The organism is Frankiales bacterium (genome assembly GCA_016125335.1).
In the GTDB taxonomy this organism is placed as follows: domain Bacteria; phylum Actinomycetota; class Actinomycetes; order S36-B12; family CAIYMF01; genus Longivirga.
On sequence record WGLY01000016.1, the window covers coordinates 47,504 to 67,303 of the forward strand.

General features: G+C 74.2%; 18 protein-coding genes. 13 read left to right on the plus strand and 5 right to left on the minus strand.

Features of this window, described 5'->3' with window-relative positions; all coding sequences use genetic code 11:
- The first annotated feature begins 38 nt into the window (after nucleotides 1–38).
- Both GC157_09480 and GC157_09485 read left to right on the plus strand, forming a co-directional pair.
- Nucleotides 39–422: a hypothetical protein gene (locus GC157_09480; protein ID MBI1377696.1), complete on the plus strand. Its 384-nt coding sequence runs from the start codon at nucleotides 39–41 to the stop codon at nucleotides 420–422.
- A gap of 51 nt (nucleotides 423–473) precedes the next feature.
- Nucleotides 474–1,484, plus strand: a complete 1,011-nt coding sequence (locus GC157_09485; protein MBI1377697.1) for a phosphotransferase — start codon at nucleotides 474–476, stop codon at nucleotides 1,482–1,484.
- A 20-nt stretch (nucleotides 1,485–1,504) separates the two neighbouring features.
- Here the strand turns inward: GC157_09485 and GC157_09490 are convergent, their stop codons facing one another.
- Both GC157_09490 and GC157_09495 read right to left on the minus strand, forming a co-directional pair.
- Complete coding sequence (locus GC157_09490) at nucleotides 1,505–2,752, minus strand: L,D-transpeptidase family protein (protein MBI1377698.1); 1,248 nt, start codon at nucleotides 2,750–2,752, stop codon at nucleotides 1,505–1,507.
- Nucleotides 2,753–2,910: 158 nt separating this feature from the next.
- Nucleotides 2,911–3,858, minus strand: coding sequence for an aldo/keto reductase (locus tag GC157_09495; GenBank protein MBI1377699.1), 948 nt, complete (start codon nucleotides 3,856–3,858; stop codon nucleotides 2,911–2,913).
- Between the two features lie 88 nt (nucleotides 3,859–3,946).
- On the opposite strand from GC157_09495, the gene GC157_09500 reads away from it, so the two are divergent.
- From GC157_09500 to ilvC, 6 genes are all read left to right on the plus strand, one after another.
- The gene (locus GC157_09500) at nucleotides 3,947–4,864 is read left to right on the plus strand and encodes a dihydrofolate reductase (GenBank protein ID MBI1377700.1); all 918 of its coding nucleotides are present in this window, start codon (nucleotides 3,947–3,949) and stop codon (nucleotides 4,862–4,864) included.
- 88 nt (nucleotides 4,865–4,952) lie between these two features.
- A complete protein-coding gene (gene ilvD / locus GC157_09505) occupies nucleotides 4,953–6,638 on the plus strand; it encodes a dihydroxy-acid dehydratase (GenBank protein ID MBI1377701.1) in 1,686 nt (561 codons plus the stop codon).
- 82 nt (nucleotides 6,639–6,720) lie between these two features.
- Nucleotides 6,721–9,051 (plus strand): EAL domain-containing protein, encoded by a 2,331-nt coding sequence (locus GC157_09510; protein MBI1377702.1) that lies wholly within the window; start codon nucleotides 6,721–6,723, stop codon nucleotides 9,049–9,051.
- Between the two features lie 230 nt (nucleotides 9,052–9,281).
- Nucleotides 9,282–11,024: an acetolactate synthase large subunit gene (locus GC157_09515; protein MBI1377703.1), complete on the plus strand. Its 1,743-nt coding sequence runs from the start codon at nucleotides 9,282–9,284 to the stop codon at nucleotides 11,022–11,024.
- Nucleotides 11,025–11,031: 7 nt separating this feature from the next.
- Nucleotides 11,032–11,556 (plus strand): acetolactate synthase small subunit, encoded by a 525-nt coding sequence (gene ilvN, locus GC157_09520; GenBank protein ID MBI1377704.1) that lies wholly within the window; start codon nucleotides 11,032–11,034, stop codon nucleotides 11,554–11,556.
- An 80-nt stretch (nucleotides 11,557–11,636) separates the two neighbouring features.
- Nucleotides 11,637–12,665, plus strand: a complete 1,029-nt coding sequence (gene ilvC / locus GC157_09525) for a ketol-acid reductoisomerase (GenBank protein ID MBI1377705.1) — start codon at nucleotides 11,637–11,639, stop codon at nucleotides 12,663–12,665.
- A 79-nt stretch (nucleotides 12,666–12,744) separates the two neighbouring features.
- On the opposite strand, the gene GC157_09530 is transcribed toward ilvC, so the two are convergent.
- A complete protein-coding gene (locus tag GC157_09530) occupies nucleotides 12,745–13,683 on the minus strand; it encodes a DUF1214 domain-containing protein (protein ID MBI1377706.1) in 939 nt (312 codons plus the stop codon).
- Nucleotides 13,684–13,808: 125 nt separating this feature from the next.
- Here GC157_09530 and GC157_09535 point away from each other — a divergent pair, with 125 nt between their 5' ends.
- Both GC157_09535 and GC157_09540 read left to right on the plus strand, forming a co-directional pair.
- Nucleotides 13,809–14,126: a PadR family transcriptional regulator gene (locus tag GC157_09535; protein MBI1377707.1), complete on the plus strand. Its 318-nt coding sequence runs from the start codon at nucleotides 13,809–13,811 to the stop codon at nucleotides 14,124–14,126.
- Nucleotides 14,123–14,992, plus strand: coding sequence for a hypothetical protein (locus tag GC157_09540; protein MBI1377708.1), 870 nt, complete (start codon nucleotides 14,123–14,125; stop codon nucleotides 14,990–14,992). The genes GC157_09535 and GC157_09540 overlap by 4 nt, the downstream gene beginning before the upstream one ends.
- Nucleotides 14,993–15,026: 34 nt before the next feature.
- Here the strand turns inward: GC157_09540 and GC157_09545 are convergent, their stop codons facing one another.
- Nucleotides 15,027–15,371 carry a DUF952 domain-containing protein gene (locus GC157_09545; GenBank protein MBI1377709.1) on the minus strand — a complete coding sequence of 115 codons (345 nt, stop codon included), beginning with the start codon at nucleotides 15,369–15,371 and terminating at the stop codon, nucleotides 15,027–15,029.
- Between the two features lie 135 nt (nucleotides 15,372–15,506).
- On the opposite strand from GC157_09545, the gene GC157_09550 reads away from it, so the two are divergent.
- Nucleotides 15,507–17,096 carry a phosphoglycerate dehydrogenase gene (locus GC157_09550; protein MBI1377710.1) on the plus strand — a complete coding sequence of 530 codons (1,590 nt, stop codon included), beginning with the start codon at nucleotides 15,507–15,509 and terminating at the stop codon, nucleotides 17,094–17,096.
- 37 nt (nucleotides 17,097–17,133) lie between these two features.
- Here GC157_09550 and GC157_09555 read toward each other — a convergent pair whose 3' ends face one another.
- Nucleotides 17,134–17,799 carry a TetR family transcriptional regulator gene (locus tag GC157_09555; GenBank protein MBI1377711.1) on the minus strand — a complete coding sequence of 222 codons (666 nt, stop codon included), beginning with the start codon at nucleotides 17,797–17,799 and terminating at the stop codon, nucleotides 17,134–17,136.
- A gap of 175 nt (nucleotides 17,800–17,974) precedes the next feature.
- Between GC157_09555 and GC157_09560 the strand changes: the two genes are divergently transcribed.
- Nucleotides 17,975–18,961 (plus strand): zinc-binding dehydrogenase, encoded by a 987-nt coding sequence (locus GC157_09560; GenBank protein ID MBI1377712.1) that lies wholly within the window; start codon nucleotides 17,975–17,977, stop codon nucleotides 18,959–18,961.
- Nucleotides 18,962–18,998: 37 nt separating this feature from the next.
- Nucleotides 18,999–19,778 (plus strand): DUF4386 family protein, encoded by a 780-nt coding sequence (locus tag GC157_09565; protein MBI1377713.1) that lies wholly within the window; start codon nucleotides 18,999–19,001, stop codon nucleotides 19,776–19,778.
- Nucleotides 19,779–19,800 lie beyond the last annotated feature (22 nt).

Here is a 19,800-nt window from a genome sequence, read left to right on the forward strand (position 1 = left end):
CGTGCGGCGATGCATCGTCGCACGTTAGAGTGCCGGGCATGACCGCTCCCGCCGACCGGCCGCAGCCGTCGCCCGGGGCCCGCACGGGCCGTGAGGCCCGTGTGCTCGCCGTCGCGGCCCCGGCGGCGCTGGTGCTCGGCTGGCTCAGCGCGCACCCGCTGGCCGGCCTCGGCGGGTGGACCGTGGTCGTGTGGGCGGTGGCCGTGGTCGTGCTGGGCAACGTCCCGGGCACGGCGCGCGGCAAGGCGCTGCGACTGGGGCTGTTCGGCTTCGTGCTCGGCTTCTCGTTCCTGTGCTTCGGCTACACCGGCGAGGCAGCGCTCGTCACGCGCGTGCTGCCGTTCGCGCTGCTGGCGGTGGTCAGCGGCCTCGCTGCCGTCGCGCTCGGGGCCCTCGTGCACCTCGTGCGCTCGGTGCTGTGACCGGGCCGCGCGCGGGCTCGGCGTCGGGGCCGCTCACCTAGGGTTCTGCGCGTGACGCGCGCCGAGGAGCTCGAGCCCGCGGGCGTGCCGGACCTCCTCGCCGTCCGCGACGCGTTCGCGCTGCCGGGCCGGGTGCTCGGGGCCGACGTCGTCGCCGGGTCGTGGTCCAACCTCGTGCTGCGGATGCGGACCACGGCGGGCGACCTCGCGCTCAAGGTCGTGCGCAACCCGTGGGGCGTGCCGGAGTGGCTCGACTGGCTCGCGGAGGGCTGGCTGCTCGAGCACGCGGCCGCCGCCGGGGGTGTGCGCGTGCCCCAGCCGGTGGCCGTCCCCGGCGACGGCGGGTGCGTCGCGTGGGTGCCCTCGGCCGACGCGGCCGTGCGCCTGCCGGTGCGGCTGCACCGGTGGCAGCCGGGCGAGGCCGTGGCGCGGGAGCCGGTGGGCGACGCGCTCGCCCGATGGACCGGTGAGACGGTCGCGCGGGTGCACGCGCTCGCGATGAAGCCCCTCCGGCCCGAGCTCTACGCCGATCGTGCCGGGCTCACGACCGTCGCCCACTGGCCCGCGCTGGTGTCCCGGGCGCGCGAGGCGGGGGCGCCGTGGGCCGGGCTGCTGGCGTCGTCCGAGCCGCTGGCCGCGCGCGCCTCGGCGCTGCTCGAGCCGTGGGACGACGCGGACGCCGTGCTCGTGCACGGCGACCTCGACCAGAAGAACCTGCTGCTCGGGCCGGACGGGCCGGTGCTGCTCGACTGGGACGTCGTGCTGCCGTCGCTGCCGGCGCACGACCTCGCGCACGCGGCCCTCACGATGGCGGCCTGGCGCGACCCGCGCGCCGCGCGCGCCGTGCTCGACGGGTACGCCGCCGTCGCCGGCGCGGCGCCCCGCGTCCGGGGGAGCGACCTCGGGCCGGCTCTGGCGTCGCGGCTGGGTTGGATCCGCTTCAGCGTCGACCGCTCGATCGACGCGGGTCCGCCGTACGACCTCGACCTGGTGGGGCTGCTCGAGGACCTCGACCGGCGCGTCGGCGTCGCGGAGAGGGTGGAGGACTGGCTCGCCGGCTGACCGGTGCGGCCGCCGGTGGCTCAGGACTCGAGCTGCTCGGTGGTGACCGAGGAGCCGAGGGCGGACCCGGCGACGTAGCTCGACCAGCTGCTGTTCCAGTCGTCGGCACCCGGGTCGCCGTGCTGCACGAGGTCGTCGATCGGCCGGCCGGTGTTCTTCACCACGACGAGGTCGCCGTACTGGCTGAGGTCGAAGTAGATCTGCGCGCGGTCGGTGGTGAGGTGGATGCACCCGTGCGAGCTGTCGACGAGGCCCTGCTTGGCGACCGACCACGGCGCCGCGTGGATGAACGTGCCCGACCACGACAGCCGGGTGGCGAACTGGACCTGGAGGTCGTAGTAGTCCGGGCTCTTCTTGTCGCAGGTGATCCCGGCCGAGCAGGAGGTCATCTCGCGCACCTTGTTGTGCTCGAGCACGATGTAGTTGCCCGTGCGCGTGACGTACTCGGGGCGCCCCAGGCTCGTGGGCCAGACGTACTTCTTCTTGCCGTCCACCGACAGCGTGAAGGTCTTGGTCTTGTCATCGACCACGACCGTCTGCGCCGCGCCGATCTGGAAGTCGATGACGGCGTCGCGGGTGCCCCACCGGGTGGAGCTGACCTTGACGCCGTCGAGGGCGACGGTGACGCGCACCTTGGAGTGCGCCGGCCACGCGGTCTGCGGCCGGAAGTGCACCTCGCTGGAGTTGATCCAGTGCCAGGAGCCGATGAGCGGCTTCTCGGTGGCGACGAGCAGGTGCTCCTCGACCGTCTTGCGGTCCTGCACCTCGTGGTGGAAGCGGATGACGATCGGGGCGTTCACCCCGACCACGGCGCCCGGCCCGGGCAGCACGCCGTAGAGCATGCGGGCGGAGTCGGGCTGCTCGGCCACCGTCACCGAGCCCGTGAGGTGGGTGGGCCGGCCCGCGACGACGACGTCGGCGGACAGGTCGTAGCGCGTGCCGGGCTGCGGGTGGGTGTCGCTGAGCCACGCCGTGCCGGCGGGGTTCACCTGGCCGGCGAGCACGGTCGCGCCGTCGTGCTCGGTGACGACGACGTTGGTGAGCGCGCCGGCGGTGACGGCGACCCGCAGCGGCTTCTTCCACGACGCGGTCCTGGCCACGGACAGCCGCGGCGTGACCGGTGCCGGCGCCGACGTGGACGGCGACGCCTCGCCGGACGGTCCGCCGCCGGGCGAGCCGACGCTGAGGGAGGGCCCGGCGCACGCGGCGAGCAGCAGCGACGACGCGAGCGCCAGGACGGCGGCGCGACGTGCGGGCCGGTGCTGCACAGCGGTGCTCCACGGACGGGGGACAGGGACTCCACGGTAAGTCACGATCGGGCGATGCGGCACGTCGCGTCCGACGACGTCCACCTCACGGCGCAGGGCCCCTGGGGTCGCAGGACCCGTACGGCGCGCGCCGGCGCAGGGGCGGCCCGTGCAGGGGCTCAGTAGCGTCCTCCGGCGGGAGCCGGCAGGGCGTCGAGCTCCGCGAGGTCGTCCTCGCCGAGCACCACGTCCGCGGCCCGGACGTTCTCCTCGAGCCGGCCGACGCGCTTGGTGCCCGGGATGGGGACCACGCGCGGCGACTGCGCCAGCAGCCAGGCCAGCGCGACCTGGGCCGGCGTGGCGCCGACCCGGTCCGCGACGCGGCGGACGGCGTCCACGATGGCCTGGTTGGCGTCCATCGCCTCCTGGCTGAACCGGGGGAGCGTGCTGCGGAAGTCGTCACCCGCGATCTGGTCGGAGGTGAGCGCGCCGGTGAGGAAGCCGCGGCCCAGCGGCGAGTAGGGCAGGAAGGCGACGCCGTGCCGGTCGCACCAGGGCAGCACCTCGGCGGCCCAGTCGCGGGTCCACAGCGAGAGCTCGCTCTGCACGGTGGCCACGGGGTGGATCGCGTGGCAGAGCTCGAGCTGCTCCACCGTCGCCTCCGACAGGCCGATCGCGCGCACCTTGCCGGCGGCCACGAGGCCGGCGAAGGCGCCCCACGTCTCCTCGAGCGGCACGTCGGGGTCGACGCGGTGCAGCTGGTAGAGGTCGACGTGGTCGACGCCGAGGCGCCGCAGCGACGCGTCGCAGGCCGCGCGGACGTACTCCGGGGAGCCGTTGCGGCCGAAGCGGTAGGTCGGGTCGGGCACGAGCCCGCACTTGGTGGCCAGCACGGCCCGGTCGCGGTGCCCGGCCAGCGCGCGGCCGACCAGCTCCTCGTTCGTGTACGGCCCGTACACGTCGGCGGTGTCCAGCAGCGTGACGCCCAGGTCGAGCGCGCGGTGGATCACCGCCACCGACGCCTCGTCGTCACGGGAGGCGAGGTCGTAGGCGTGGGTCATGCCCATGCAGCCGAGCCCGATCTCGCCGACGTCGATGCCGCTGCTGCCGAGGGTCCTGGTGCGCACGGGACGAGGCTAGCGGCGCGGTGCCGGGCCGGCGCCGCGGCCGGGGCGGCGGGCGGCTAGCGTCGCACGGGTGAGCGGGACCGTCGTCATGCTGCCCTGGGCCGACCACGCCGAGGTGCTCGACGGCGCCACCGACGGGCTCGACGTCGCGGTGTTCGACGGCGAGGTCGAGCCGGCGGCGCAGGTGCTCGACCGCGTCGTCCTCTACGTGCCGCCCTACATGGGCGCCGCTCCCGCCTTCCGGCTCATCGAGCGCATGCCGCGGCTCGAGGTGGTGCAGACGCTCACCGCCGGGGTCGACAACGTGTGGCCGCACCTGCCGGACGGCGTGACCCTCTGCAACGCCGCGGGCGTCCACGACGCGAGCACGGCCGAGCTCGCGGTGGGCCTCGTGCTGGCCAGCCTGCGGGGGATCGACGACTTCGCCCGGGCCCAGTCCCGTGGCGAGTGGATCCCCTCGCGGCGCGAGTCGCTGGCCGACCGCCGGGTGCTGGTGCTCGGGCAGGGCCACGTCGGCCGGGCGCTGGTGAGCCGGCTCCTCCCGTTCGAGGCGGAGGTGGTGCGGGTGGGGCGCACCGCCCGCACCCTCGACGACGGCACCGTCGTGCATGGCACGGACGAGCTCGACGCGCTGCTGCCGCAGGCCGACGTCGTCGTCCTCATCGTGCCGCAGACCCCGGAGACGACCGGGATGGTCGACGCCGCGTTCCTGGCGCGGATGCGCCCGGGAGCGCTGCTGGTGAACGTGGCCCGCGGGCCGGTCGTCGTCACCGACGACCTCGTCGACGCGGTGCGTCGCGGTCACGTGCGCGCCGCCCTCGACGTCACCGACCCCGAGCCGCTGCCGCCGGACCACCCGTTGTGGACGCTGCCCGGGGTGCTGGTGTCGCCGCACGTGGGCGGCAACACGTCGGCCTTCCTCCCGCGCGCCCGCCGCCTGGTCGCCGCCCAGCTGCGCCGGTGGCGGGCGGGCGAGCCGCTCGCGAACGTGATGACCCGGCCCTGACCCGGCGACGGGATCCCGGGCTGCCGGCGCCGGCGCGAGACCAGGACCAGGACGCCCGCGGGGACGCGGGGGCTCGTAGGCTCACGCCGTGACCACCGAGACTCCCGACATCAAGCCCCGGTCCCGCACCGTCACCGACGGCCTCGAGCGCGCGGCGGCGCGCGGCATGCTCCGCGCCGTCGGCATGGGCGACGACGACTGGGGCAAGCCGCAGATCGGCGTCGCGTCGTCGTGGAACGAGATCACGCCGTGCAACCTCTCGCTCGACCGGCTGGCCGACGCGGCGAAGGACGGCGTCCACGCCGGCGGCGGCTACCCGCTGGAGTTCGGCACCATCTCGGTATCCGACGGCATCTCCATGGGGCACGTCGGCATGCACTACTCGCTGGTGAGCCGCGAGGTCATCGCCGACTCGGTGGAGACCGTGTTCGAGGCCGAGCGGCTCGACGGTGCCGTCCTGCTGGCCGGCTGCGACAAGTCGGAGCCGGCGATGCTCATGGCCGCGGCGCGCCTCGACGTCGCGGCGGTGTTCCTCTACGCCGGGTCGATCCTGCCGGGCAAGGTGGGCGACAAGGAGGTCACGATCATCGACGCCTTCGAGGCGGTCGGTGCGTGCGCGCGGGGGCTCATCACCCGCGAGGAGGTCGACGCCATCGAGCGGGCCATCTGCCCCGGCGAGGGCGCCTGCGGCGGCATGTACACCGCCAACACCATGGCCGCGGCCGCGGAGGCGATGGGCATGTCGCTGCCCGGCTCCGCCGCGCCGCCCGCCGTCGACCGGCGCCGCGACGGCTACGCCCGTCGCTCGGGCGAGGCCGTGGTCGAGCTGCTGCGCCGCGGGATCACCACGCGCGACATCATCACGCGCGAGTCGCTGCTCAACGCCATCGCGGTGGTGGTCGCGCTCGGCGGCTCGACCAACGCCGTGCTGCACCTGCTCGCGATCGCGCACGAGGCGCACGTCGAGCTCGACATCGAGGACTTCAACCGGGTCGCGGACAAGGTGCCGCACCTGGCCGACGTCAAGCCCTTCGGCCGCTACGTCATGAGCGACGTCGACCGCATCGGCGGCGTGCCCGTGGTGATGAAGGCGCTGCTCGACGCCGGGCTCCTGAACGGCGACTGCCTCACCGTGACCGGGCGCACCATGGCCGAGAACCTCGCCGCGATCGCACCGCCCGACCCGGACGGCAAGATCCTCCGGGCCCTGAGCGACCCGATCCACCACACCGGCGGCCTGGCCATCCTGTCCGGCTCGCTCGCCCCCGACGGCGCGGTGGTCAAGACGGCCGGGTTCGACCGCGACGTGTTCGAGGGCAACGCCCGGGTGTTCGACGGCGAGGCCGCGGCGATGGCGGCGGTCGAGGAGGGCACGCTGCGCAAGGACGACGTCGTCGTGATCCGCTACGAGGGACCCAAGGGCGGCCCGGGCATGCGCGAGATGCTCGCCGTCACGGGCGCCATCAAGGGGGCCGGGCTCGGCAAGGACGTGCTGCTCGTCACCGACGGGCGGTTCTCCGGCGGCACCACCGGTCTCTGCGTGGGGCACATCGCGCCCGAGGCGGTCGACGGCGGCCCCATCGCCCTCGTCCGCGACGGCGACCGCATCCGGCTCGACGCCGGCCGGCGCACCCTCGAGCTGCTCGTCGACGACGCCGAGCTCGCGGCGCGCCGCGCGTCGTGGACCCCGCCCGCCCCCAAGCACGAGCGCGGGGTGCTGGCCAAGTACGTCAAGCTCGTGGGCTCGGCCCGCTACGGCGCCGTCTGCGACTGAACGGGCTCGGCCGAACGGCCCCTGACCTGCGACGAAGGGGCGCCCGGCTCAAGATCCCCGGCAGCGCGCCGATGCCCACACGGTGAGCGCTCCCGGCCCGGCCGTGCCCGCGCGCGCGGCCGCGCGCACCGGGCAGCGCTTCGCCGTGGCCCTGGGCGCCTGCGCCGTCGCGGCGTGCGTGGCGGCGTATGCGGCGCTGCACCGCGCCGACGGCGGCGCGCCGTACCTGGGGCTAGGCCTGCTCGGCCTCGTGGCCGCCGGTGCCCTGGTGCTGGCCGGTCTGCGACAGGCCGGTCGGCTCCGCGTGGCCTGGGTGCTCATGGGCGTCGTGGCCGTCTGCGCGGCGTACCTGCACGTGTCGACAGGGCTCGACGCCGACTCCCCGGCCCAGGTCGCGGTGCGGCTCCTCGGCGCCGGATCGGGCGCCGTCGCCCTCGTGGCGCTCCAGCGCAAGGACCGCACGGCGCACGCGTGGCTCCTGCTCGGCTTCGACGGGTGGCTGCTGGGCGGGTCGCTGTTCGTCCTGCTGTGGCTCACCGCCCTCACGCCGACGGCCGCCGTCGGCTTCTCCGGCGACCTCGTGGCCAGCACCTCGTGGCTGCTGGTCGACTTCGTCGTCGCCAGCGTGGTGTTCGCGCTGACCCGGCTGCTGCCGCCCGGGCGCCGCTACGGCGCGCTCGCCCTCTCGATCACCGTCGCCCTCCTGGCCAACGGCGACATGTACCGCTCGTTCTTCGGCACCTCCGGTATGGGCGACGGTGCCGTCACGATGTACGTCGCGTCGTGGGCCGGGGCGCTGGTCCTCGGCATGCTCATCCCCTGGATCGACGCCGACCCCTTCGCCCGGCTCGACGACCGCGGGTCGATGGTGAGCCCGGTGCGCGGCTCGTTCCTGGCCGCCTGCACCGCCGTGGGCGCCGTGGTGCTCGCCTGGTCGCTGGGCCGCCCGCCCGACGCCATGCTCGCCTTCGTCGTGATGACGCTGCTGCTCTCGATGGTGACCGGGCAGGCGATCCTCGGGATCGAGAACCGCCAGCTCGTCACCCAGGTGTCGCGCCAGGCCGACCTGTTCCGCCACCGCGCGACCCGCGACGTGCTGACCGGCCTGCCCAACCGCGACGAGTTCACCGGCCGGGTCGAGCTGGCGCTGCGCGGCCACCGCTACCCGCTGGTCGCGGTCCTCTTCGTCGACCTCGACGGCTTCAAGGACGTCAACGACTCGTTCGGCCACGCGGTGGGCGACGAGCTGCTCGTGGAGGCCGCCACGCGCCTGTCGGCCGAGGTGCGGGAGACCGACGTCGTGGCGCGCTTCGGCGGCGACGAGTTCGTCGCGCTCCTCGACGGGTGCAGCGACGACGAGGCGCTCGAGGTGGCCGAGCGGCTGCGGGTGTCGCTGTCGCGGCCCTACGAGCTGGCCGGCCGCGACGTCGTGGTGTCGGCGAGCATCGGCCTGGCCCGGCCGGAGGCCGACGACGACGCCGAGTCCACCCTGCGCAACGCGGACCTCGCGCTCTACCGGGCCAAGTCCAGCGGGCGCGACCGCGTCGCGGTGTACGAGCCGGAGATGCACTCCAACGCCCTGCGGCGCCTCGACGGCGCGGCCCGGCTGCGCACGGCGCTGGTGCGCGACCGCCTGCGCCTGGCCTACCAGCCCATCGTCGACCTGCGCACGGGCGAGATCGTCGCGTTCGAGGCGCTCCTGCGCTTCGACGTCGCCGACCTGCCGGGCTGGGCCGTGGCCGACGCCGTGGCCGCCGCGGAGGAGAGCGGGCTCATCGTCCAGATCGGCCGCTGGGTGCTCGACGCCGGCGTGCGCCAGCTGGGGGAGTGGCTGAGCTGCGGTCTCACCACGCGGCTGGCCGTCAACGTCTCGGCCCGCCAGCTCGAGACCGGCGACCTCGCCGACGAGGTGCGCCGGGCGCTCGAGCGCTACGACGTCCCGGCCGACGCGCTCACCCTCGAGATCACCGAGCACCAGCTCGTCCGCGACCTCGAGCACTCCACCCGGGAGCTCACCGCGCTGCGCGGGCTCGGCGTGCGGATCGCCCTGGACGACTTCGGCACGGGGTACTCGTCGCTGTCCTACCTCCCGCGGCTCCCACTCGACTCGCTCAAGATCGACCGCGACCTCGTGGCCCGGGCCGGGGGACCGCGCGACACGGTGCCGGCGGTCCTGCGGCTCGGCCGCGACCTCTCGCTGTCGGTCGTCGCCGAGGGCGTGGAGTCCCTCGACCAGCTCCTGCTGCTGCGCCGGGCCGGGTGCACGCTGGGCCAGGGCTACCTGTTCTCCCTGCCGCTCGAGGCCGAGGTGGCCACCGCCCACGTCGCGGAGCGCCGTCGGCTGCTCCCCCCGGCGGTCTCGCAGAGCAGGACGCTCGTCTCAGATGACGAGATGGGCCATGTCACCGCTTGACACCCCCGGCGTCGCACGCGACCGTGGGCACGTGTCCGGCACCACCCTCCTCGTAGTTCGCAGGCGCGCAGCCTGACGGACCTCGTCGACGTCTGCGCGCACCCCTCGCCGCCCGCCCGGGCCGGGGGGTTTTCTTGTGCGAGGACGCCGGGGACCCGGCACAGCAGCACCACCCGCCCGACCCGCAAGAACCGCACCAGCCAGCACCGTCACCAGCGGAAGAGGACGCCATGACCGAGTCGATCACCGGAGCCCAGAGCCTCGTGCGCTCGCTGGAGCACGCCGGCGTCGACGTCGTCTTCGGGATCCCCGGTGGCGCGATCCTGCCGGCCTACGACCCGCTCATGGACTCCCCGTCGGTGCGCCACATCCTGGTGCGCCACGAGCAGGGCGCCGGGCACGCCGCCGAGGGCTACGCGCAGGCGACCGGCCGCGTCGGCGTCTGCATGGCGACGTCCGGCCCCGGTGCCACCAACCTCGTGACGCCCATCGCGGACGCCTACATGGACTCCGTGCCGATCGTGGCCATCACCGGCCAGGTGCCCAGCGGGGCCATCGGCACGGACGCGTTCCAGGAGGCCGACATCCGCGGCATCACGATGCCGATCACCAAGCACAACTACCTCGTCACGGACCCCGCGGAGATCCCGCGCGCGATCGCCGAGGCGTTCCACATCGCCGGCACGGGCCGGCCCGGCCCGGTGCTGGTCGACATCGCCAAGGACGCGCTCCAGGCCCCGACCACGTTCGACTGGCCGAGCCAGCTCGAGCTGCCCGGCTACCGGCCGGTGACGCGACCGCACGCCAAGCAGGTGCGGGAGGCGGCGCGCATGATCGTGGAGGCGCGCCGGCCGGTGCTCTACGTCGGCGGCGGCGTGATCAAGGCGCACGCGACGGCCGAGCTGCGCCGCCTCGCCGAGCTCACCGGCATCCCCCTGACCACCACGCTGATGGCACGCGGCGCCTTCACGGACAGCCACCCGCTGCACCTCGGGATGCCGGGGATGCACGGCTCGGTGGCGGCCGTGGGCGCGCTGCAGAAGAGCGACCTCATCATCGCGCTCGGCGCCCGCTTCGACGACCGGGTCACCGGCCGGCTCGACTCGTTCGCCCCGGGCGCGCGGGTGATCCACGCCGACATCGACCCGGCCGAGATCTCCAAGAACCGCGTGGCCGACGTGCCGATCGTGGGCGACGCCCGGGAGGTCATCGCCGACCTCGTCGTGGCGATCCAGGCCGAGCACGACGCGGGCCGCGTCGGCGACTACGCGGAGTGGGTCTCGCTGCTCGACCACATGAAGGCGACCTACCCGCTCGGCTACGACATGCCCACCGACGGCTCGCTCTCCCCGCAGTTCGTCATCGAGCGCCTCGGCCGCATCGCCGGCCCCGAGGCGATCTACGCCGCGGGCGTGGGGCAGCACCAGATGTGGGCGGCGCAGTTCATCCAGTACGAGCTGCCCGGCACGTGGCTCAACTCCGGCGGCGCGGGCACGATGGGCTACGCCGTGCCCGCGGCGATGGGCGCGAAGGTCGGCCGGCCCGAGGCGACGGTCTGGGCCGTCGACGGCGACGGCTGCTTCCAGATGACCAACCAGGAGCTGGTCACCAGCGCGATCAACGACATCCCGATCAAGGTCGCGCTCATCAACAACTCGTCGCTGGGCATGGTGCGCCAGTGGCAGACCCTGTTCTACGAGTCGCGCTACTCCAACACCGACCTGCACAGCCACCGCATCCCGGACTTCGTCAAGCTCGCCGATGCCTACGGCTGCCACGGCCTGCGGTGCGAGTCCCCCGACGAGGTGGACGCCACGATCGAGAAGGCGATGGCGCTCGACGACGCTCCGGTGGTCGTGGACTTCGTCGTCAACAAGGACGCGATGGTCTGGCCGATGGTGGCCGCCGGCACGAGCAACGACGACATCAAGCACGCACGCGACCTGGCGCCCACGTGGGACCGGGGGGAGTGAGGACCCGATGAGCCGACACACCCTCTCCGTGCTGGTGGAGGACCAGCCGGGCGTCCTGGCGCGGATCTCGGCGCTGTTCTCGCGCCGCGGCTTCAACATCGAGTCGCTGGCGGTCGGCCCCACGGAGCTCGTCGGGGTGTCGCGGATGACCATCGTGGTCAACGTCGACGCCCTGCCGCTCGAGCAGGTGACCAAGCAGCTCAACAAGCTGGTCAACGTGCTGAAGATCGTCGAGCTCGACCCCGACTCCGCGGTGCAGCGCGAGCTGCTGCTGGTGAAGGTGAAGGCCGACGTCGACACCCGCAGCCACGTCATCGAGACGGTCGAGCTGTTCCGCGCCAAGGTGGTCGACGTCGCCGTCGACACCGTCACGATCGAGGCCACCGGCAGCCGCGACAAGCTCGAGGCGTTCCTGCGCGTGCTCGAGCCCTTCGGCGTCAAGGAGCTCGTGCAGTCCGGCATGGTCGCGGTCGGCCGCGGCTCGAGGTCCATCACCGACCGCACTCTGCGCCCGGCGGAGCGCTCCGCCTGACGACCGCCCACCCGTCCTGGGGCACCGCCGCCCCGCCCTGGCAGACTTCGCACGTCCCCGACCCGCAAGGAGAAGCCCCCGTGGCCGAGCTGTTCTACGACGACGACGCCGACCTCTCGATCATCGCCGGCAAGAAGGTGGCGGTCATCGGGTACGGCTCCCAGGGCCACGCCCACAGCCTCAACCTGCGCGACTCGGGGGTCGACGTCCGCGTCGGCCTGCTCGAGGGCAGTGCCTCGCGTCCCAAGGCGGAGGCCGAGGGCCTGCGCGTCGTGACGCCGGACGTCGCGGCCGCCGAGGCCGACGTCATCATGATCCTCGCGCCCGACCACAAGCAGCGCGGGCTCTACGCCGAGCTCATCGAGCCGCACCTGTCCGCGGGCAAGGCGCTGTTCTTCGGCCACGGCTTCAACATCCGCTTCGGCTACATCAAGCCGCCGGCCGACGTCGACGTCATCATGGTCGCCCCCAAGGGCCCGGGACACCTCGTGCGCCGCGAGTACTCCGCGGGGCGCGGCGTCCCGGTGATCGTCGCGGTCGAGCAGGACGCCACCGGCGGCGCCTGGGCGCTCGCCCTCTCCTACGCCAAGGCGATCGGCGGCCTGCGGGCCGGCGGGATCCGGACGACGTTCACCGAGGAGACCGAGACCGACCTGTTCGGCGAGCAGGCCGTGCTCTGCGGCGGTGCCTCGCAGCTGGTGATGTACGGCTTCGAGACGCTCGTCGAGGCGGGGTACCAGCCCGAGGTCGCGTACTTCGAGTGCCTGCACGAGCTCAAGCTGATCGTCGACCTCATGTACGAGGGCGGGATCGCCAAGCAGCGCTGGTCGGTGTCGGACACGGCCGAGTACGGCGACTACGTCTCCGGCCCCCGGGTGATCGACCCGCACGTGAAGGAGAACATGAAGGCGGTGCTTGCCGACATCCAGTCCGGTGCCTTCGCCGCGCGGTTCATCGCCGACCAGGACGCCGGCGCGCCGGAGTTCAAGGCGCTGCGCGCCAAGGGCGAGCAGCACCAGATCGAGACCGTGGGCCGCGAGCTGCGCGGGATGATGAGCTGGGTCGCGAAGGACGACACCGACTACACCGAGGGCACCGCGGCGCGCTGACGCCGCGGGAGCGGCGTCATGGCGACGCCATGAGCGCTCGCGACGCGCTGACGCCGCGGGAGCGGCGTCGGCAGTCGCGTCACAGCGTGGGGAAGGTCCAGCGTCCGTCAGTGATCTCGGGGCGCGGCCGGTAGAGCCGGACGACGTAGTTCCAGCCGTCCGGCAGCGGGAGGCGGTTGGGCGCCTCCGGTCCCCAGTCGCCGAGGTGCACCACGAGGGATCCGTCGTCCTCCGTGACGCCGGTGACGCTGTTGACGGAGTAGGCGTCGAGCTCGTTGGGCTCGAAGTAGCCGTGGGCGTTGTAGACCGACAGCGACCAGAAGCCGTCGACGGGCACCGGCGGGACGCGCAGGACATAACGGTCGGGCGGCAGCCCGGGCGCGACGTTCAGGTAGAGCGCCTCCCGGGTGGGCAGCCCGCCCCATCCGGCGGCACTGCCCACGAGGTGGCGCACCGGGTCCACCTCCGAGCGTGCGCCGAACGCGCCGCTGAAGTCCGGCAGGCCCCGCGCGAGCGAGAGCAGCGCGTCGCGGGTGTCGTCGAAGGAGTGCTGCTCGTAGTCCGGGAGCTCGAACGGATCGGCCGAGCCGGCGCGCAGCGCGATGCCGTTCTGGAGCCCGACGACGGCGGCGGTGTCGGCGGGGTCCGCCGGGTCCACGAGGATCCGCACCGCGACCAGCGCGTACCTCGTCCCGATCCGGTCGCGGCGCAGCACGTGCTCGCCGGGGTCGTGCTCGATCTGCTCCACGAAGTGGTCCTGGCTGACCACCATCGCCGACACGTAGCGATCCCCGGCGTCCGGAAGGGTGAGGACGGCGTCGTCGGCGAGGTCGACGACCGCGTAGCTGTAGAGCGTGTCGCGGTTCATGCGGATCACCGGCTGCTCGTGCACCGCCGTCGGGGCGCGGTTGTGCCCGAGGACGTTGACCCCGCCGGCCTGGGCCTGAAGGGCGGCGAGCATGCGGTCGCTCTCGGCCCGGGCGAAGTTCTCGACGGTGACCTCGATGGGCGCAGTCATGGGGTGACGGTAACCGCGCGCGCCCGGGGACGCTCCTCGTGCCGCGTCCCCGGGCGTTCCGAGCGTGCCTTGCCACTAGTACGTGCGGCGATATAACGTGGCGCGTAGTGACCGAGGAGGGGCGGATGGCGACGAGCGACGGCGGGTGGAGCGACCCGGGGCTGCTGGTGCTCAGCAGCCTGGCGGGGGGGCCCAAGCACGGCTACGCGATCACCGAGGACGTCGCGGCCACCACGGGTGCGCGGCTCGGTCCCGGCACCCTCTACGGCGCGCTGGCCCGGCTCGAGGAGCGCGGCCTCGTGCGGGCGCTGCCCAGCGACGACCGGCGCCGGCCCTACGAGCTCACCGCGGCCGGGGCCGAGGTGCTGCGCGAGCGCGCGGAGGCGATGCGGTCGTTCAGCCGCACGGCCCTGCGCCGCCTGGCCGCCGGGGGAGCGGCGTGACCACGCGGGCCCAGCGCTGGGCGCTGCGCGCCTACCCGCCCGCCTTCCGTGAGCGCTACGGCGACGAGCTCGCCCAGCTCGTCGAGGACGCCGGCCGGCGCGGGCCCGCCGTGACGACGGACCTGCTCGTGGGCGCCCTGCGCGCCTGGGCGCGCCCGGCGTACTCCGGCGACCCCGCCGAGCGCCGCCGCCTGCGCCTGCTCTCGAGCGTCTCGACGGTGTGGGTGGGGTTCTGCCTCGTGCTGTGCGGGACGGTGGGGACGCTGCGCCTGCTCGAGGACCCGCCCGCTCCCGGGTTCGACCCGTCGTCCGGCGCCTGGGCGTGGGCGCACGACGTCGCGGCCGCAGCGCTGTGGCTGTCACTGGCGCTGGTCGTCGCGGCAGCGGTCCCTCTCGGGGTCCGTGCACTGCGCATCCGCGCCGTCCGGCGCGTCGTCCTCGGCCCGGTGGTCGCTCTCGCGCTGCTCGGCGCGGGCTTCGAGGCGCTGGTGTCGGCGCGGCGGGCGATGCCGGCCTCCGACTGCTGCACAGCTCTGCCGACGTGGTACCTGGCCGGTGCCGCGGCGTGGCTGCTGGCATCCGCCGGCGTCGCCGCGTGGTGGACGGTCGCCATGCCGGTGGCGCTGCGGCGCGCGGCCCCGTCCGCGGACCGGCTGCGCCCGGCGGCCTGGGTGTCCGCGGCGGTGGTCCCGCTGCTCCTCGTGCCGGCCGTGCTCGTGTCGGTCGTGGCCGCGACGCACGGCGGTGCGTGGGGGCCGGCGTACGCGGCGTTGGTGTGGACCTGCGTGGCCGCGGTCGTGCTCGCCTGGGCCTGCGCCGCGACCAGCCTCGCCCGCGGCGTGCCGGCCCTGCTCGCGCACCCCTGAGTCCGACGCCGGTCGTCCGCGGTCCGGCGGACGGTCAGTAGCGCAGGCCGTCCGGGCCGAGGGTGGCCGGGCGCACCTCGTCGACCAGCCCGACCGGCAGCGCGGCGTACAGGTGCGGGAAGAGCTCGCCGGCACCGCCGTCCTCGAGCACCACCGGGACCCCGCCGGCCTCGAGCCGGTCGCGGTCCATGACGAGCACGACGAGCGGCTCCGGCGCGTCGGCGTAGAAGCGCGCCGCGGTGGCCGCCACCTGCTCCGGGGTGGAGGCGTGGATGAAGCCCTCCTGCTCGAGGGTGCGCCCGCGCGAGGAGGTGCGGTAGGCGCCCTCGGCCACGGCGCGCTCCCAGTCCGGGGCGAGGGCGATGTGGAGGATCCGCACGGCCGCGAGGCTAGGGCACCGGGCCACCTGCGAACCCCTCGCGGGAGGCGTCCCACGATCCGGACCTCGTGAAGCGGTTCACAAGCCGCTCGTTACGATGACGCCGTCTCCGACGCCGACCCGAAGGTGCCCACCGTGAGCAAGCCTGTCGTCCTCATCGCGGAAGAGCTGTCCCCGGCCACGGTGGAGGCCCTGGGGCCGGACTTCGAGATCCGCCACGTCGACGGCGCCGACCGCGCCGCGCTGTTGCCCGCGATCGCCGACGTCGACGCGATCCTCGTCCGCTCGGCCACCAAGGTCGACGCCGAGGCCATCGCCGCCGCCCGTCGCCTCAAGGTGGTGGCGCGCGCGGGCGTGGGCCTGGACAACGTCGACGTCAAGGCCGCGACGCAGGCCGGCGTGATGGTGGTCAACGCCCCCACGTCCAACATCGTCAGCGCCGCCGAGCTCGCCGTGGCGCTGCTGCTCGCGAGCGCCCGCAACATCGCCCCGGCCAACGCCTCGCTCAAGGCCGGCCAGTGGAAGCGCTCGAAGTACACCGGCGTCGAGCTCAGCGACAAGACCGTCGGGATCGTCGGTCTGGGCCGCATCGGCCTCCTCGTGGCGCAGCGGCTGTCCGCCTTCGGCGTGCGCCTGGTCGCCTACGACCCCTACGTGCAGCCGGCCCGCGCCGCGCAGCTCGGCATCCGCATGGCCGGCCTCGACGAGCTGCTCGCGGAGTCGGACTTCATCACGGTGCACCTGCCCAAGACGCCCGACACCGTGGGCCTCATCGGCGAGGAGGCGCTGCGCAAGGTCAAGCCGAGCGTGCGCATCATCAACGCCGCCCGCGGCGGCATCGTCGACGAGCACGCCCTCTACGTGGCGATCAAGGAGGGCCGCGTCGCCGGCGCCGGGCTCGACGTGTTCGCCAGCGAGCCGTGCACCGACTCGCCGCTGTTCGAGTTCGACCAGGTCGTCGCCACGCCGCACCTCGGCGCGTCCACGGACGAGGCCCAGGAGAAGGCGGGCATCGCCGTCGCCCGCTCGGTGCGGCTTGCCCTCGCGGGCGAGCTCGTGCCCGACGCCGTCAACGTCCAGGGCGGCTCGATCGCGGAGATCGTGCGGCCGGGCATCGCGCTGGCGGAGAACCTCGGCCGCGTGGCCGGCGCCCTCGCCGGGTCGCCACTGGAGGCGGTGGAGGTCGAGGCCCGTGGCGAGATCGCGGAGCACGACGTCAAGATCCTCGAGCTCTCCGCCATCAAGGGCGTGTTCTCCACCCAGACCACCGAGTCCGTCTCCTACGTCAACGCCCCCGTGCTCGCGGCCGAGCGGGGCGTGGCCATCACCCTCACGACCGACGCCGAGAGCCCCGACTTCCGCAACGTCGTGCGCGTCACGCTCGCCCTCACCGACGGCCAGACCGTCTCGGTCGCGGGCACCGTGACCGGACCGCGCAACCAGCAGAAGCTCGTCGAGATCGACGGGTTCGACGTCGACGTGCCGGTGAGCGCCCACCTCGCCTTCCTGCGCTACGTCGACCGGCCCGGCATCGTCGGCGTCGCCGGGCGGATCCTGGGCGACGCCGGGGTGAACATCGGCGGCATGCAGGTCAGCCGCGACGAGGCCGGCGGCCAGGCGCTCATCGCCCTCACCGTCGACTCCGTGATCCCGGCCGGCGCGCTCGAGGAGATCGTCGAGGCGATCGGTGCGAGCTACGCCCGCACGGTGGACCTCGAGGTCTGACCGGCCGGCACCGCAGGCGGTCCGTGGTCGCGCTCGCTCAGCCCTGCTCGCGCTCGAGCGCGGCCTGAAGGCCGTCCAGGATGAGGTCGAGCCCGTAGCCGAACGAGGAGCCGTAGCTGTAGCCGGGGCGCAGCACGTGCTCGCGGGTGAACGCGGCGAGGGTCGGGTAGGCGCCCTCGGGGAAGCCGGCCATGATCTGGTCGGCCAGCCCGGTGAGGTCCGCACCGTCCTCGAAGGGCAGGGCCGACTCCTCGAAGGCGAAGCCGTAGACGAACGCGTCGAGAACGGCGTAGGCGTGCGCCGTGAGCGCCCACGACAGCCCGCCGCGGCGCAGAGTGGCGAGCACGGCCTCGTGGTGGGCCAGGCTCTGCGGGCCCGGTGAGGTGCGCGACTCCATCAGGGGAGCGGCCCACGGGTGGCGGCGCAGGGTCGTGCGCATCGACTCGCAGCGCGCGCGCACGGCGGAGCGCCAGTCGAGGTCGGGATCGGGCACGGCGATCTCGGCGAACACCTGCTCGACCATCGCGTCGACGAGGTCGTCGCGCGACGCCACGTAGTGGTAGAGGCTCATCGGCCCGGCGCCGAGCGCGTCGGCGAGGCGCCGGATGGTGAGGGCCTCGAGGCCCTGGGCGTCCGCGAGGGCCATCGCGGACGCGACGACGCGGGCCGCGGACAGCGCGGGGCGCCGGGACCTCTCGGTCATCTCGCTCCTTCCGTGGATCCCCTCCGGTCGGGGACGTTGACGCATCGTACTTAGTACGAGTACGGTACGACGCATCATCGTACAAAGTACGACACCGTGTCGTGAGGAGACCGCCGTGACCACCACCTCGAGCAGCCACCGCCCCGCCGCCCTGCGTGCCGACCTGCCCACCGTCATGCGCGCCGTGGCGCAGGACCGCTACGGCGAGGCCGACGTCCTGCACCCCGCCGAGCTGCCCGTGCCGGCGCCGGGCGAGGGGGAGGTGCTCGTCGAGGTCCACGCCGCGGGCGTCGACCGCGGCGTCTGGCACCTCATGGCCGGCCGGCCCTACGTCGCCCGGCTGCTGTTCGGGCTGACCCGGCCCCGGAACCCGGTCCCCGGCATGGACCTCGCCGGCGTCGTGGCCGCGGTCGGCGCCGGGGTCACGCGGTTCGCGGTCGGCAACCGGGTCTTCGGCATCGGTCGGGGCGCGTTCGCCGAGTACGCGATCGCGCCCGAGGCGAAGCTGGCCCACGTCCCCGCTGCCACCACGGCCGTCCAGGCCGCGGTGACGCCGATCTCCGGATTGACCGCGCTGCAGGCGCTCACCGACGTCGCGTCGGTGCAGCCCGGCGACCACGTCCTGGTCATCGGCGCCTCCGGAGGCGTGGGCAGCTTCGCCGTGCAGATCGCCACGGCGCTCGGCGCCGAGGTGACCGGTGTCGCGAGCGCCCCGAAGGCCGACCTCGTGCGCTCCCTCGGCGCCGCCCACGTGCTCGACCACGCGAGCGACGACTACCTCGACGGCACCGTGCGCTACGACGTCATCGTCGACACGGGCGGGCTCAACCCGGTCCGCCGCCTGCGCCGTGCGCTGACCCGCACCGGCACGCTCGTCATCGTGGGCGGCGAGGGCGGAGGCGCCGTGACCGGCGGCGTCGGTCGCAGCCTCCGCGCGGCGGCGTGGTCGCCGTTCGTCTCCCAGCGGCTGCGCGGGATGCTCAGCGCCGAGCGCCGCGAGGACCTCGAGCGCCTCGCCGCGCTGCTCGCCTCCGGCGACCTCGTGCCCGCCGTCGGCGCTCGCTACCCCCTGGACCGGGCACCGCAGGCGATCGCCGACCTGACCGCGGGCCGGGCCCGCGGCAAGTCGGTCGTCGTCGTGCGCAGCACCGGCCCGGCCTGACCGCCCCCGCCGTCCCGCCCCGTCCGAAGGAGACCTGATGAGCACGTCCGTCCGTACCGACAGCAGCGCGATCGCGAGCACCGGCGCGGTGCGCGCGCAGCCCGCGTCGTCCCCCCGCCGCGTCGCCCGCATCGCGGGTGCGTCCTACCTCGCCATGTTCCTGCTCGCGCTCGTGGGGAGCGCCCTCGTGGTGCAGGGCGTGCTCGGCGCCGACGGGCCCCGGGCCATGTGGGACGCGGTCGCCGGCTCCCCGGGCCAGGTGCGCCTGGGCGTGGCCGCGTTCCTGGTCATCGTGGTGCTCGACGTCGTCATCGCGTGGGCCCTGCACGTGCTGCTGCGCCGGGTCGACCGGGACGTCTCGCTGGCGGCGGCCTGGTTGCGGCTCGCGTACTCCGCGGTGCTCGCCGTGGCCGTGGCGCAGCTGTGGCTGGGGGCGCAGCTGGTGGACCGGGCGACCGGTGCACCCACCGAGGTCGAGGTCGCGCAGGCGAGCTCCGCGCTCGAGGCGTTCCACTCCACGTGGATGCTCGGCCTCGGGCTGTTCGGGCTCCACCTCGTCCTGGTGGGTCGGCTCGTCACCCGCTCACGGCTGGCACCCGCGCCGCTCGGGCACCTGCTCGTCGCCGCCGGCACGGCGTACGTGCTCGACACCGTGCTGCGCGTCGTCCTGCCGGACTACGACGTCGTGTCCGGCGTGATGCTCGTGGTGGTCGCGGCGACCTCGATCGTCGGAGAGGTGTGGCTGGGCCTGTGGCTCCTCGTCTCGCGCCGCGTCGGACGTACGGCCGTGTCGGGAGCGCGTGCGCTGTCGGCGTAAGGGCTGGCACGCGGCGCCGGGG

Excerpts from the sequence above, each read along its gene's own strand:
- GC157_09480 (MBI1377696.1), top strand. The coding sequence starts at position 39 with ATGACCGCTCCCGCCGACCGGCCGCAGCCGTCGCCCGGGGCCCGCACG.
- GC157_09500 (MBI1377700.1), top strand. The coding sequence starts at position 3,947 with ATGCTGCCCTGGGCCGACCACGCCGAGGTGCTCGACGGCGCCACCGAC.
- GC157_09515 (MBI1377703.1), top strand. The coding sequence starts at position 9,282 with ATGACCGAGTCGATCACCGGAGCCCAGAGCCTCGTGCGCTCGCTGGAG.
- ilvN (MBI1377704.1), top strand. The coding sequence starts at position 11,032 with ATGAGCCGACACACCCTCTCCGTGCTGGTGGAGGACCAGCCGGGCGTC.
- GC157_09530 (MBI1377706.1), bottom strand. The coding sequence starts at position 13,683 with ATGACTGCGCCCATCGAGGTCACCGTCGAGAACTTCGCCCGGGCCGAG.
- GC157_09535 (MBI1377707.1), top strand. The coding sequence starts at position 13,809 with ATGGCGACGAGCGACGGCGGGTGGAGCGACCCGGGGCTGCTGGTGCTC.
- GC157_09555 (MBI1377711.1), bottom strand. The coding sequence starts at position 17,799 with ATGACCGAGAGGTCCCGGCGCCCCGCGCTGTCCGCGGCCCGCGTCGTC.
- GC157_09560 (MBI1377712.1), top strand. The coding sequence starts at position 17,975 with ATGCGCGCCGTGGCGCAGGACCGCTACGGCGAGGCCGACGTCCTGCAC.
- GC157_09565 (MBI1377713.1), top strand. The coding sequence starts at position 18,999 with ATGAGCACGTCCGTCCGTACCGACAGCAGCGCGATCGCGAGCACCGGC.